We start from the raw sequence: 13,755 nt of genomic DNA, 5'->3' as shown, positions 1-13,755 counted from the left end.
TAATCCTTTATCCATAGATATAATTTTGAATATTACAGTGAATTTTAAGTTTACTTAATATCTCTTTATCATAACTTACAAAATCATTAGGTTCAAAACCAGGAATAACACAAGTAGCAACTAGAGCCCATGAACCATTATCTTGTAACTTAGTAGCTTGCCAAACATTTTTCTTGACTAAAGAAACAGGCTCAAACCCTTCACTTACCTTCCCCAATTTTTTTTCAATAAAGGTCCCCTTTTCATCATATGTTATTTGTAAAAGAGGATCCCCTTCTAGAAAATACCAAATTTCATCTTTTAATACTTTATGTAGAGAAGAAAAAGAGTCTTTAGTTACTAAGTAATATATACTACTGCCAATTTGTTTATTTGATTTATCAGTTAATGTAATAATTTTAGAAAAATAACCACCTTCAACCGATAAAGGCTGAAGGTTCAATTTAGCAATGATTTCTTTGTAATCTACCACTGTTTAACAATTTCCTTAACTAAGGTTGTGAATTTATTTTTAACCATTTTACCAGTTTCTAATACTTCTTCATGATTTAAAGGCTGATCTAAAATTCCAGCAGCCATATTTGTTAAACAACTAATACCTAAAGTTTTCATTTTCATGTGAGCTGCAGCAATTGCTTCTGGAACAGTTGACATGCCAACAGCGTCAGCTCCTAATAAGCGAGCCAATTTAACCTCGGTAGGGGTTTCAAACGAAGGCCCTGTAAATAGTTGATAAACGCCTTCTTTTAAGTCTAAATTTTGCTCAGCAGCTACTTTTTTAGCCAAATCTCTCAAATCTTTATCATATGCATTAGACATATCAAAGAATCTTGGTCCAAGTTCTTCATAATTAATACCCCTTAAAGGATTATCAGCTACTAATTTAATATGATCTTTTATTAACATCAAATCACCAGGCTTCCAATTTTCATTAACACAACCAGCTGCATTAGTTAATAATAAATTTTCAATACCTAAGCGTTTCATAACTTGTATAGGGAATACAACTATGTCCATGTTATAGCCTTCATAAAAATGAAATCTACCTTGCATACATAAAACACGTTTATTTTGTAACCCACCAATGACAAGTCTACCAGCATGGCCTGGAACTGTAGATTCAGGGAAGGAAGGAATATCTTTATAAGGGATTACAACGGGATCAACTATTTCTGTTGCTAAATCTCCCAATCCACTTCCTAATACCATAGCTATATCAATTTTATCATCACCAACTTTATTTTTTATAAAGTCAGCCGCTAAATCTAATTTAGTTAATAAATTATCCATAAGTTAAACTCCAACACATTTATTTGTCATTTAATAATAACAGAAAATGCAAATTAAATAAACAAATAAAATCAACCTTTTAGGACAACTAAAACTATCTAATCTAAAATTTGGATATTTAGGAGTTTAACCCACCCTTCGTAGAAAAAATCAACTAACTGTTTAGAATATTCTATAGCTTCATCTCTATCGAAGTCTAGCTTGATAATTTGAACTAAATCTTCAACTAGATTTAAAATAAGGGATTTCACTAAATTTGTATTAGGTCTAAAAAAATGTATACCATTTTCCTCTAATATATCTAAGAAAGAATTAATAGCAACTACTTCTTTCTCGACAATAGAGTGTAAATGAGCATGATAATTAGTCCCTTCCCCTTTTACAACTAGCTTCCAAGCAATGAAATCTGCATAAACATAATCAAGAAATAACTCAACTCCATCATAATGGGTCTGTTTAAGTTTTTTTACCAACGATAAACAATCAATATTTTTAATCTTTGTTACTGCTTTAATATATTTATGATAATATTCTTTTGGTAACGGCCCAATAGCTGCCTCATATAATTTTTCTTTGTTAATGAAATAGCCATAAATAGCTCCAGTTGAAACATTTGCGGAATTTGCAATATCACGGATATTTGCTTTTTTATACCCTTTTTCTAAAAATATCTTTCTAGCAACATCGATAATTAAATTTTTAGTACTCAAAATTTACCCCTTAAATCATATTCCATCATTGTTATAATATTTTATTATTATGTCAAGAATATAAGTTTAATTACATTTATTTTTATATACATTCTTTATAATATATGTATATATAATTAAATAGCCTTTATTAAAATTATCTTATCTTATAATATTATACAAATAATGGGGTATATTTATGAAAAAATTATTTCTTTTAGCTTTTATTTTACTAATTAATTATACATTGTTTGCTGAAGGAACAAAAGAGGAAAAAACTATTAAATATAATACACCTATAAATCCAAATGGTATTTACATAGGAACTTTATTTGTAACAGATACTGTAAAGTTACCTATAATTTTTGAATTTAATGATGATAAGATTTTTTTCTCATCTCCCACCCAAGGAGCTAATGATTTAGAAATTTCATACACTATTGATAAGGATTCAAATATTAGTATTAATGCCCCACAATTTGGGTTTTCTCTTATAGGAAAATTTGAAACAAATAAAATTGTTGGAACTTTTTACCAAAATGGACTCGAAATTAAAATAACTCTCTATAAAGAAAAAAATAAATCTTCATTACTCCCGAAAAGATTACAAAATATAACTAGATTTAAGTACAAGCGTGAAGATGTTAAAATTACAAATCCTACAAATGACAGAATCTACTATGGTACTTACACAATACCAAACAACCCTAAATCCAATACAGCTATATTATTTATTACCGGTAGTGGTATACAAGATAGAAATGAAGAGATTTCCTTTCATAAACCATTTTTAGTTATTAGTGATTATCTAACTAATAACGGCTATTACACTCTGCGTTGTGACGATTGGGGCTTTAATGGTGAAGATGCTTCAAAAGATACAACTCTCACAATTGTAAACGATATTAAAGCTCAGATAAAATACTTAAAAGATGTGAAAAAAGTAGATAAAATAATACTCTTAGGACATAGTGAAGGTGCTTTAATCGCTCAAATTTTAGCAAATTCTGTCGATTCGATTATTCTTTTAGCATCTCCAGCAGTTGATGGGAAACAAATTTATGCTTACCAATTAAAGCATGCATTAAGTAAAAATCATATAGATAAAGATAATTTAGATAATAAGATTAATGAAGTACTCTCAGCTATTTTAGATGATAATTTAACAGATAAAGAAAAAAGAGAGATAGCAATACCATTCTTCAAATCATTAGGAAATGATGACAAGTCAGCCGAGCTTACTTTTAAAACCTTAAATCTTCCTTGGTACAAAACTTTCTTCAAACTTGATCCAAAGGAATATATAAAAAAGATAAAAGTTCCAACCTTAGTCTTACAAGGATCTTTAGATAAACAAGTCGATGAAAAACTTAATATACCAGTATTTAAAGAGCTTTTACAAAGTGAGAATAAAATAATAATTTATCCTCAATATAACCATCTATTTCAAAAATGCAAAACAGGAGAAAGTCAAGAATATTATGAAATTGAAACAACGATAGAAGAAAATGTATTAGAAGACATTCTTTATTTCATAAATTCCACAAAGTAAAAAGTATGAAAAAAATAAAATACTCACACCTAATATTAATTTCATTTGTTTCTCTAATAATTATTTATATCTTAATCTCCGATTATGTGAATAAATATTTTAGTTTCCGTCTTGCTGAAACTTATCTATTTCTTTCTATATCAAAATTTATTGAAATTTCACAGAATTTTAATCAAAATGAAATACACTCATATCTGTTTATGGCTATAAGCATAGATATCATTTGGCCAATTACTTATAGCCTTTTCTTTATTATTGTAAATTACAAGCTCATTAAATCTAAGAAAGTAAGAAAATTTGTTAACATATATATCATTTTTATTTTTATTGTAGATATGGTAGAAAACATTTTAACAGGAAAATTCCTCATCACCAACAAAATAATTTATGCAAACCTCAGCGTATTAGCAACAAATATAAAATGGATTTCTATATTTTTCATTATTATTATTAGTTTAATTAACTTAATTAAATACATTAAACACCATGGAATTAAAGCTCTTATTGAAGAATAAGAGCTATAGGGACTGGCCTTTCTGCTTCAGTTATAGCATCATTTTCTCTATCAGCTATCTTTAAAAGACGTTTACCTTTATAAATGATTTGAGCAGAACCACCGCCATCAAGATTTATTAAATTTTTAATTCCCATTGATTTACAAAATGAAGAAAATTCTAAAAGAGAGGCCCCACAGCTTTCTTTTCCTTTTATATATCCTAATTTACCAGCTCCTTCAGCCCAAATTAAAATTGGCTTACCATCTTTTTCACCAAGACCTATCCTAGCAGCTCTACCATTATTAAAATCTAAAGGATAGACAGTAGAAGGAAACGGTGTTCCCACTCCGTTATAAAATGGACACTCTAACTTAGTTACTTGCCTATAATCTATCATCATTGCAGGTCCAACTTGTAGCCCAAATTTGTAATTTTCTACCTCTCCTAAATACGATACATCTAAAAATTTTAAAGAAACAGTAAAGTTAACTTGGATTACAAAACCCGCCATCGGTACAACAACTTGACCACCTTCTTTAATTGCAACAACCTTATCTCTTATTATTACAATAGCACTACCACTACATCTAGGAGTAACTCTTGTTTTTGGCCTATAATAAAAAGAAGCATTTTCTTTATTTTTAAAGATATAATTATCGATTTTAATATCTAAATTGTTAACTTCAACTTTTTTTATCACAACATTATTATTATAATCCACTAATAAACACTCTCTATGATTTAAAGGAGGTAATGAAATTTTAGAATCATGAAGTGCCAATCCATGGGGAGTTCCAAGTTCATCATATGGAGAGTCTATATCTGTCATATCCATTAGAAAAAAATGGCTATTTACTGTTAAACTTCTAGAGTTTATATCACTTAAGTATCCCATATTTTTTGAAACTGGAAAAAAGGTTACCGTATCTAAATTACCTTGTGCAAAAGCTATTAAATTCTTTGCTAACAAAGCATTATAAATATCATGTAACTTAGTATCTTCAAATATTAATCTAAACTGCTCTATTATAACTTTTTTTTCATTATAAGCCTTATTAAAATAGTAATTTAATAAAACTTGATCATCATAAATATAGCCAATATCAGTATTTCTATTTAAATTAAGCTGTAATCCATTAATATTGTAAAATATCAAAAGACCGTAAGAATTTGGGTCCTTTGGAATAATATTAACCCTATACAATCTAGACATAGAAGCTATAATATTTACATTAAAAGTGGGAGACTTAAAAATTAAATCATCCCACTTAAAACCAGTTACTAATTGATATTTTTGAATATCATCTTTTAATTTCACTGTCACAATATCACTATTCATTAATTATCCTTTAATACCAGAAGAAATTGAACCTTCAATTATATATTTTTGAGCAAATATAAATACTATAATCAATGGTAGAATTGATAAGACTCCACCAGTTAATAAAAGATTCCACTTAGCAGAATATTGACTTTGGAATTGGGTTAACCCAAGGGTTACAGTATATAAACTCTCTTTTGTTAAGTACAACATAGGTCTTAATAAATCATTCCAGTTATTCATAAAAGCGATAATAAATAAAGTTGCAGCGGGGGCTGAACATTGAGGCAAGAATATATGAAGATACATTTTCCAAGCATTTGCTCCATCTATAATTCCAGCATCTAAAAGAGCATCTGGTATTTGTTCAAAGTATTCTTTTAACATAAAAGTACCAAACGCACCAGCTAAAAAGGATGGTACTATTAGAGGTAAAAAAGTATCCAACCAATTTAATTTCATCATTATGTAATACTCAGGAATTATAGTAACTTGAACAGGAACCATAAGAGTAAACAAAAGCAAGAAAAATATAAATTTACTTCCTCTAAAAGTCATTCGTGCAAATACGAAACCACCTAAGGTACAAATAATTACTTGTCCAATAGAGGCTAAAGCACTAACAAAAATGGAATTCAAAGTATATCTTCCAAAATTATATTTACCGAAAACAGTTTGATAATTTTCAAACATGTTAGGTTTAAACAAAAGATCTGGTAATTTAAAAATACTATCACTGAAAATATTTTGTTCAGTATTAAAAGAGTTTTGTACCATCCATAAGAAAGGGAAGATTGCAATTAATGAGGCGATGATTATAAAAACTAGTCTAAGAGGATTTATTTTGTTATTTTTTTTACTATCCATATATTCCCCCTATTCTAATGGCTGAGCCCAGTGTCGCTTTACATAGAAATTAAATAAAGTCAAAACACCAACGAAAACTAATAATACAAATGCTACAGCAGATGCATAACCGACTCTGTAATATACAAAAGCATTTAAATAAACATCATATACCAATGTATTAGTGGAATTTTGGGGTCCACCTTTTGTCATGGCATAGATTAATTCGAAGTTTTTAAATGAATCGATAATTGAAACTGTTAAAACAAAGAAAACAGTTGGAGCTAACATAGGAAGGGTTATTCTAAAAAATCGTTGAGTTTTTGTTGCTCCATCTACTATAGCAGCTTCAAGAGTTTGGCTTGAAATTCCTTGTAAGCCAGCTAAAAATAAAATCATACTATAACCAGCCATCTTCCAAACTTGGACGCTAGCAACCGTACTTAAGGCTAATTTAGGATCACCTAACCAATAAGGTGTAGGTAGATGTAAAATTTCTAAAATTGAATTTAAAAGGCCAACGTTAGGACCTAAAATCCAGTTCCACACAATACCTACAGCAACAGCGGAAGTTACAACAGGCAAGTAAATAACAGCTCTAAAAAATGCAATTGATTTTGCTTTTATATTAATTAAAACAGCTAATAGAAGTCCAAAAAATATGGAACCAACAACATATATAAGAGAAAATTCTAAAGTATTAGTAAATGTTTGTAAAAAACTCTCTGTGGAAAAAGCCTCTTTAAAATTTGAGAATCCAATAAAGACAGGTGAACCTAATAAAGACCATTGAGTAAAACTTAGTACAAAAGCCCAAACTATAGGAATTAATCTAAAAACTAATAAACCTATAATTGTTGGCAATAGAAATAACCAAGGGGTAAATCTACCATGCCACAATAATTTTCTATTTTTCATCGCATATCCTTAATTATATTATATGGCTACAAATTTGTAGCCATATAGTGTCGATCAACTTATTTATAATATCTAGATAATACGGTATCTATCGATTTAGTGCCCTTTTCAAGAGCTTCATCTAAACTCATTTCACCGTTAATTACACCATCAATTAAACCGTTAAAACCAAGAGCTTCAGCAGCACCATAACCTCTCCATTCACTCCAACCTTTTGTAAATGAAGTTGTCATTGGACTATCCGCTTGTTCTTTTAAAATATACATTTCAGCAGGTTTTTGATTTGGATCTACAAATTCATCTGATTCAGTTAAAGCAATATATGAAGGTATCTTACCAGCTAAGTACATGTCCAAAGAAAGACCTTCACCCGCTACATACTTCATAAATTCCCAAGCTTCATCTGGATGTTCAGTATTTGGAGAAATTGCGTATGAATCTGCCCAACCATATGTGATTGGATTATCTGTGCTAGGTCCGGCTGGAACTCTTGCAATACCCCAATTCATATTAGGATCAGCAACAAGTCTATTATTATCAATCATCCAAGAACCATCTACCCACATTGCAGCCATGCCTTGAGGGAATACATCTTGTTGTCTAACTGAGCTCATATCTTTTTGAGAAGGAGCACTCTTATCAACTAAAACTAAATCAGTCAACATTTTAAGAGCTTCTAATGCAGCATCATCTGGTTCAAATCTCATTGTATCGTGATTTAATAAGTGACCACCATTTGCATAGATCCAAGGCTCTACATGAGCATAACGACCATAGAACCAGAAACCATATTGATCAATTTTGCCATCATTATCTTTATCAACAGTTAAAGCTTTAGCCGCATTTCTAAACTCTTCCCATGTCCAATCATCATCAGGATAAGCTAAACCAGCTTCATCAAAAGCATCTTTATTATAGAATAAGGTTGTAGTTACTAATGCAAAAGGTAAAGCATAATAATGATCTGTTGCACTTACTTCCTTTACAGCCTCTAATAATTTTGGATAAAACTTCTCTTTAGTATCACCTGAATTAATATAAGAATCTAATTCTAATACTAAATTATTACTTGCCCATTCTTCTAAAGTACTAGAACTCATAGTAAATACATCTGGTAATTTATTTTGATTTGCTAAAATTCTAATCTTTGTCCAATACTCATCTGTACTAACAATTGTATTATTGATAGTTACATTAGGATGTGTTTTAACATATTCAGCAATAATTTCTTGGTTTTTATCTTTCATATCAGCATCCCAAGTCCACCATTCTAATACAACTTTTTCATCAGCATCTTTTTGAGTGACCTCATCTTGGCCTCCCGCAAAAACAATTGATAGACTAAAAGATGTTAAAACCATCAAAGCTATTAACAATTTTTTCATAATTTTCTCTCCTTATTGATAATAAAATCATAAACTAATTAGCAACATTTTGCAACGAAATAACAATACATCAAATAAATGTTACTCTTATTCGTATTTTATAAAAAAATTTAATAACAAGATAGTATTATTTTTTTTATTTTTCAATGAGTTTTATAAAATATAATGGCTTTTTTATGGCAAATTATGGTATTTTAGTTGTCTTTATTAATAATTATTAGATGAAACTTATAAAAAGAATTAAGATTACATATCAAAAGCGCTTTCAATTACCTTATATGCACCATTATAAATGCCAATTTTATGAGCATCTAAAATTGAATTATTCATAATAACTCTACTATTAGAAGATTCAATGAGTAATTTTAACATATTAATAGTTTGCTCTTCATTTTCTAATTCATAAGTTCCATCCCCTATCTCACTAGAATGAATAGCCCCCCACATTTCATGACCACCTACTCGCTTTAACATAAGCTTAGGTATAGGATAGAAAGAAAGCTCACTAGGTTTAGTAACTAATAAATCTGAAATTCTCATTAATATATTGGTAGTATAAACAGCATTAAAAATATTTTTATCATAGAATATATGTATTCCATCTTCTGCTGAAAAGCTTTTTACCTCTGAATAACTTAAATGAACTTTAGCAGATCTATATTTTTTCTTCATATTTGAAAAGACGTCTAAGTGATCACCAACATTAATTAAAACAATAGCTTTATCTTTTAAATAATCAATAATTTTTTCATATAATGTAGCTTGAGCTCCAGCTCCACCAATAGTTAAAAGAATTATAGGTTTCTTACCCTTTTTTGCATTATTAATTCGTCTTTTACTATCAATTTCAATATTTGATACAAACTCGTGATCAACATAATGACCTACCATTTTAATATCAGATTCATCAAGATTTTTAATAGTTTTTTCACTCATATTTCTAAGTGTTTTATATCCCCAATATGCAGAATTAGTTTGAACAGTATGCAAAGCTCCAGGAGCAAAATGCAATGCCATAGGCCAATTGTCTGGGATAGCATTTACAACTTTTTCCATCTTTGCTTCTATTGCAGCTTGAGCTGTCCAGGAATGTGTACCGACAAAAGGAATATCTTTATTTAAATCATTAAATAAAGGTTTCATTAATTTAGCATTTTGTAAATCAATAGCATTATAGCTTAGCTTTGCGAAACCAACACTATTTAAAGGCTCCCAATACAATTTATTAAATAAAGAATACTTTTGAGACCATCTAGATCCCATAGAATATAATTTATTTTGATGTTGAATTAATTTAGAAGCACTAGAGCCTTCAAAAGAGGCTAAATCCATCCACAGTGGAGTTTTATTTAAATGCTTTGCAGCACTACACATAGCCATAGCTATCCTATAATGCCCAAAACCCATCCGAATATTTCCTATTATTACAGGATTCTTTACATCTAAGTTTAACTTTTTAGAAGAAAGCACCAAATTATATGTAGATAATGAAGCTAAAACCTCATTAGTTTGTAGTCCTAGATGGTAATCTTTTTTTGAATCATCTCCAAATTTTTTAAGATTTTTCTTATATGATTTTAAAGCCTTCTTCTCAGCTTTCTTTGATATTGGATTAGAAAAGATTTCCATAATTACTCCTAAATTTATTTTGACAAATATAAACATCAATGATAGTATTACTATCATCATGATAGTTATACTATCACCTAAAAATAGGAGTTGTCAATGGAAAATTTTTCCACAGTTGTAGAAAATTATAAATACAAAAACATTGAGAAAATATTAAATATAAGTTTAAAATTATTTAGTGAAAAGGGCTTTCAAAAGGTATCCTTTAATCAAATAGCCATAGAGAGCAATATAGGTGTAGCCTCATTATATCGATATTTTAAAAATAAAAAAACTTTAATAAACGAATGTGCCATATATCATCTATCAAAAATAGTTGAAGAGCTTAAACCTAAAGTAAATTCAATACAATTTATAAATAAAACAGCAATTGATGAACTAAAAGAACTTCTTTGTTATTACATAGAGTTTTATAAAGATAATAAAACTTTTCTTAAGTTTTTATCTGAATTTGATAACTATGTAATATATAATAAAATGGATAAACAAAGAGAATTTGATTATAATCAATTATATAAATCTTTTTATTTCCTAGCTAAAAAGATTTACAAAAAAGGTTTAGTTGATAATACGATTAGAGATGATTTTGATTTTGATAAATTTTATTATTCCACCTCTTCATCATTATTTCAAACTTGTATTAAAGGAACAGTAAGCCCTTCAATAATTCCCTTAGATCATTTAATAACTGTAGAAGATAAATTAAAAACACAAATCGATATTGCAATATATTATTGTAAAAAGGAGTCAACTATAAACAATTATGATTAAGGAAAAAGATTTTAAATTATTGAATACTAGCTTTTTCGCCTCTAATCAAAAGGGCGTAAATAGCCCTAATAAGTTTATTTGTTGTAGCAATCATAGCTTTTCTATGAGGGAAACCTTGTTCTCTTTTTCTAGAATAATATTCAGCCAAAACTGGATTGCTTCTAAGGCTATTAGTTGCCATCAGATAGCAATATTTTCTCAGGACTCGATTCCCTCGTTTGGAAATTTTACCATGCCTATCTTCCTTTCCAGATTGATAGATTGTTGGATCAGTTCCTATGAAAGCTATCAATTTTTGGTAGCGACTAAATCGGTGAATATCTTGAATCTCTGCCATAAAATGTGCAGCAGTTGTATCACTAATACCAGGGAAAGAAGTAATAATCTCTATCTCTTGTGGATGAATTTCTTTTTCCATATTTATGAGAGCTTTTGTAAGTTCTTTGTCTTCCTTTTTAAGATAAAGAACAGTTTTAGCTTGATGCTTGGTAATAGCTGCATGAAGATCTACACCCACAGAATCTTTAGCCAATTCTTTGGCTTTTTTAGCAAGCTTTTTATCTCTCTCAGTACTTTTTACTCTAGTTCCTCTAATAGCTTTAGCAAGTTGTACAGTAGAGGCAGAAGCTACTTGTTTAGCAGAACCATACACAGACAACAAATTGAGCCAAGAATCAGTAAAAACGTTAATATTATGCAATTCAGGGAAGGATACAGCTATATCTCCCTTCAATCTAGTCTTAGCTTTTGCAAGTTGCTCGCTATTAGCAATCCTATCTCTAGAGAGAAGTTTACTTTCAGATTCCAACTCAGTTTTTCTCCCTTCAAATTGAATACTAGGGTTATTTGCATACCCTGCAATAAGGAGAGCATCGGACTTATCAGTCTTAGTTTTCCTTAAGGTAATTGTATCCTTGTATTGCTTAATAAGCAACGGATTTACAACATAAGCTATCATGTTGTGATTTAGTAGATAATGATAGCAAGTTAAGTGATATTTCCCAGTGGATTCCATGACAAATGTAGTATCTTTGTTAATTCCGGGAGTAGATAATAATTTGTTAAAACCAGTTTTATTTAGTGGAAAATTGTCTTGTGCGATAACACCTGTATTGCCAAGAATACAAAATGTAGCCGAAGTACTTGAAATGTCGATACCAACGATACTCATACTAACCTCCAAGGTTAAAAATAGGTTCCATTTTCCAATCTCCCGCATGAATGAAACTCAAAGATTTAATCAACCGATAGGGAAAACTGGGACCGAGGACAGACTCCTTTTAAAACTTTAAAGTTTATTGAAAATGAGGCCCTCTGCCCACAATTATATCACTTATAAAAACATATCATCTATTTATTTATAGATGGTAATAAACAATAGAAATTATACTGGTATTATAGACCAGTTATTATTAGGAGGAGTGATAAAAAGGTAAATAGCAGGTAGTTGCACCAATATTCCTATAGTGTGTTAAAATATATGGCACACAACTGAGGAATGGCCAAGACTTTAACTCGACATGTTTTACTAGTCCAAGAATATGAGACTGTTTAGGAGAATGAGGAGTTTTAGTCGTATCAATCACTGGTCCACTTACTGAGGCCGAATAGGAGAATGGAACAACTACCGAACAGAGAGCCATTTTTGATTTTGTGTATAAAAAAATAAATGCAAGGAGATAAGAATGGTTAACTGGGAAAACAAAACTGTTAGCGTAGGAATTGATTTGCATAAGACTCAATTTACAGTTTGTGCAATAACATCAACGAAAGAGATTCTATTTGAGAAAGTGTATCAAACTAACGATGAAGGTTATAAGGCTTTTATTAGTGAATGTCACACTCTAGAAGACAAGTATGGTGCACATGTATCAATGGCAATAGAAGCTACTTCTAATGCTAGATACTTTAGAAACTTAATGCAGAAAGAAGGTTTTTTTACACTTGTTATTAACACTTTAAAATTCAAGGTTGTAACATTAAGTGCTAAAAAGACAGATAAAAGAGATGCTTTTACAATAGCTGAGTTTTTACTAAAAGATATGTTACCTGAAAGCTATCTATGTGATCAAGAAACAGAGGAGCTTAGAAAACTTATCTGTGAAAGAGCCGATTTAGTTTCATTGATAGTAAGAACTAAGAATAGAATACATAATATGATGTTAGGGTATGGGATAGTAACAACTGCCACTCAATTTCAAAGCAAGAAAAAGAGACTGCTTCTTCTAAAAGGTCTCGAAGACCACGCTTTGATTACGAAGAGGACAGTCTCTACCTTAAATAGTTTCATTCAAACTTTAGAAATTTTGGATGAACAAGTCAAGGCTTTAGAGGCATTAATTGAAGATTTTGTACAAGAAGATGAAGATGTTCAATTACTAAAAACTATTCCAGGTGTAGGGAAAATAACAGCTACAACCATTAGAGCATATGTTGGTGATATAAATAGATTTGCAACTTACAAACAGTTCGCAGCATATTGTGGACTCACTCCTTTTGTAAAGTTTTCAAATGAGAAAGGATTTACCGGACATATAACGAAGAATGGACCTGTAGAGTTAAGAACTGCGATGGTACAAGCTGTAATGGGTATGCTTCGTCTACAAAGATCATTAAGATATTTGTCGCTAATTAATGATTATAAAAGAATGAAGAAAAACAAAGGTAGTGGGAAAAGTATAATTGCCTTTGCACGAAAACTCAGTAGAGTAATTTATGCAATTCTAAAGAAGAAAAAGCCTTTTGATATGAATAAATTAATAGGTGATTTTAATAAGCGACAAGCAGAAGCTGTATAGCTTCTAATAAAGAAAAATGAAGAAATTAGGTTATGGTTTTCTGTGAAAAACTATTGACC

Annotated in this window: 12 protein-coding genes; 3 read left to right on the top strand and 9 right to left on the bottom strand. The window is 29.8% G+C overall.

Going from position 1 to position 13,755, the window contains the following annotated elements:
• Positions 1 to 7: 7 nt before the first annotated feature.
• The 3 genes from ACZ5SO_RS03860 to ACZ5SO_RS03850 form a co-directional block, all read right to left on the bottom strand.
• The gene (locus ACZ5SO_RS03860; RefSeq protein WP_464626915.1) at positions 8 to 472 is read right to left on the bottom strand and encodes a cupin domain-containing protein; all 465 of its coding nucleotides are present in this window, start codon (positions 470 to 472) and stop codon (positions 8 to 10) included.
• Complete coding sequence (locus tag ACZ5SO_RS03855) at positions 466 to 1,290, bottom strand: purine-nucleoside phosphorylase (RefSeq protein WP_464626913.1); 825 nt, start codon at positions 1,288 to 1,290, stop codon at positions 466 to 468. The genes ACZ5SO_RS03860 and ACZ5SO_RS03855 overlap by 7 nt, the downstream gene beginning before the upstream one ends.
• A gap of 98 nt (positions 1,291 to 1,388) precedes the next feature.
• Positions 1,389 to 2,000 (bottom strand): TetR/AcrR family transcriptional regulator, encoded by a 612-nt coding sequence (locus ACZ5SO_RS03850; protein ID WP_464626911.1) that lies wholly within the window; start codon positions 1,998 to 2,000, stop codon positions 1,389 to 1,391.
• 178 nt (positions 2,001 to 2,178) lie between these two features.
• On the opposite strand from ACZ5SO_RS03850, the gene ACZ5SO_RS03845 reads away from it, so the two are divergent.
• Positions 2,179 to 3,531, top strand: a complete 1,353-nt coding sequence (locus tag ACZ5SO_RS03845; RefSeq protein ID WP_464626909.1) for an alpha/beta hydrolase — start codon at positions 2,179 to 2,181, stop codon at positions 3,529 to 3,531.
• A gap of 501 nt (positions 3,532 to 4,032) precedes the next feature.
• Here ACZ5SO_RS03845 and ACZ5SO_RS03840 read toward each other — a convergent pair.
• The 5 genes from ACZ5SO_RS03840 to ACZ5SO_RS03820 all read right to left on the bottom strand — a co-directional run bounded on the left by ACZ5SO_RS03840 (position 4,033) and on the right by ACZ5SO_RS03820 (position 10,127).
• Positions 4,033 to 5,367: a phosphodiester glycosidase family protein gene (locus tag ACZ5SO_RS03840; protein WP_464626908.1), complete on the bottom strand. Its 1,335-nt coding sequence runs from the start codon at positions 5,365 to 5,367 to the stop codon at positions 4,033 to 4,035.
• Between the two features lie 3 nt (positions 5,368 to 5,370).
• Positions 5,371 to 6,216 carry a carbohydrate ABC transporter permease gene (locus ACZ5SO_RS03835; protein ID WP_464626907.1) on the bottom strand — a complete coding sequence of 282 codons (846 nt, stop codon included), beginning with the start codon at positions 6,214 to 6,216 and terminating at the stop codon, positions 5,371 to 5,373.
• 9 nt (positions 6,217 to 6,225) lie between these two features.
• Positions 6,226 to 7,113, bottom strand: coding sequence for a carbohydrate ABC transporter permease (locus ACZ5SO_RS03830; RefSeq protein ID WP_464626905.1), 888 nt, complete (start codon positions 7,111 to 7,113; stop codon positions 6,226 to 6,228).
• A 59-nt stretch (positions 7,114 to 7,172) separates the two neighbouring features.
• Positions 7,173 to 8,498, bottom strand: coding sequence for an ABC transporter substrate-binding protein (locus ACZ5SO_RS03825; protein WP_464626904.1), 1,326 nt, complete (start codon positions 8,496 to 8,498; stop codon positions 7,173 to 7,175).
• A 246-nt stretch (positions 8,499 to 8,744) separates the two neighbouring features.
• A complete protein-coding gene (locus ACZ5SO_RS03820; protein WP_464626903.1) occupies positions 8,745 to 10,127 on the bottom strand; it encodes a DUF6937 domain-containing protein in 1,383 nt (460 codons plus the stop codon).
• A 96-nt stretch (positions 10,128 to 10,223) separates the two neighbouring features.
• On the opposite strand from ACZ5SO_RS03820, the gene ACZ5SO_RS03815 reads away from it, so the two are divergent.
• Entirely contained in the window at positions 10,224 to 10,898 is a 675-nt protein-coding gene (locus ACZ5SO_RS03815; protein WP_464626902.1) for a TetR/AcrR family transcriptional regulator, read from the top strand.
• Positions 10,899 to 10,914: 16 nt separating this feature from the next.
• On the opposite strand, the gene ACZ5SO_RS03810 is transcribed toward ACZ5SO_RS03815, so the two are convergent.
• Positions 10,915 to 12,069: an IS110 family RNA-guided transposase gene (locus ACZ5SO_RS03810; protein WP_464624022.1), complete on the bottom strand. Its 1,155-nt coding sequence runs from the start codon at positions 12,067 to 12,069 to the stop codon at positions 10,915 to 10,917.
• Between the two features lie 514 nt (positions 12,070 to 12,583).
• Here ACZ5SO_RS03810 and ACZ5SO_RS03805 point away from each other — a divergent pair.
• Entirely contained in the window at positions 12,584 to 13,696 is a 1,113-nt protein-coding gene (locus ACZ5SO_RS03805; protein WP_464624632.1) for an IS110 family RNA-guided transposase, read from the top strand.
• The last annotated feature ends 59 nt before the right edge of the window (positions 13,697 to 13,755 follow it).

The organism is Pleomorphochaeta naphthae, from assembly GCF_055396005.1.
This window is presented reverse-complemented; position numbering and strand designations above follow the sequence as displayed.

Excerpts from the sequence above, each read along its gene's own strand:
- ACZ5SO_RS03855 (WP_464626913.1), bottom strand. The coding sequence starts at position 1,290 with ATGGATAATTTATTAACTAAATTAGATTTAGCGGCTGACTTTATAAAA.
- ACZ5SO_RS03845 (WP_464626909.1), top strand. The coding sequence starts at position 2,179 with ATGAAAAAATTATTTCTTTTAGCTTTTATTTTACTAATTAATTATACA.
- ACZ5SO_RS03840 (WP_464626908.1), bottom strand. The coding sequence starts at position 5,367 with ATGAATAGTGATATTGTGACAGTGAAATTAAAAGATGATATTCAAAAA.
- ACZ5SO_RS03835 (WP_464626907.1), bottom strand. The coding sequence starts at position 6,216 with ATGGATAGTAAAAAAAATAACAAAATAAATCCTCTTAGACTAGTTTTT.
- ACZ5SO_RS03830 (WP_464626905.1), bottom strand. The coding sequence starts at position 7,113 with ATGAAAAATAGAAAATTATTGTGGCATGGTAGATTTACCCCTTGGTTA.
- ACZ5SO_RS03825 (WP_464626904.1), bottom strand. The coding sequence starts at position 8,498 with ATGAAAAAATTGTTAATAGCTTTGATGGTTTTAACATCTTTTAGTCTA.
- ACZ5SO_RS03820 (WP_464626903.1), bottom strand. The coding sequence starts at position 10,127 with ATGGAAATCTTTTCTAATCCAATATCAAAGAAAGCTGAGAAGAAGGCT.
- ACZ5SO_RS03815 (WP_464626902.1), top strand. The coding sequence starts at position 10,224 with ATGGAAAATTTTTCCACAGTTGTAGAAAATTATAAATACAAAAACATT.
- ACZ5SO_RS03810 (WP_464624022.1), bottom strand. The coding sequence starts at position 12,069 with ATGAGTATCGTTGGTATCGACATTTCAAGTACTTCGGCTACATTTTGT.
- ACZ5SO_RS03805 (WP_464624632.1), top strand. The coding sequence starts at position 12,584 with ATGGTTAACTGGGAAAACAAAACTGTTAGCGTAGGAATTGATTTGCAT.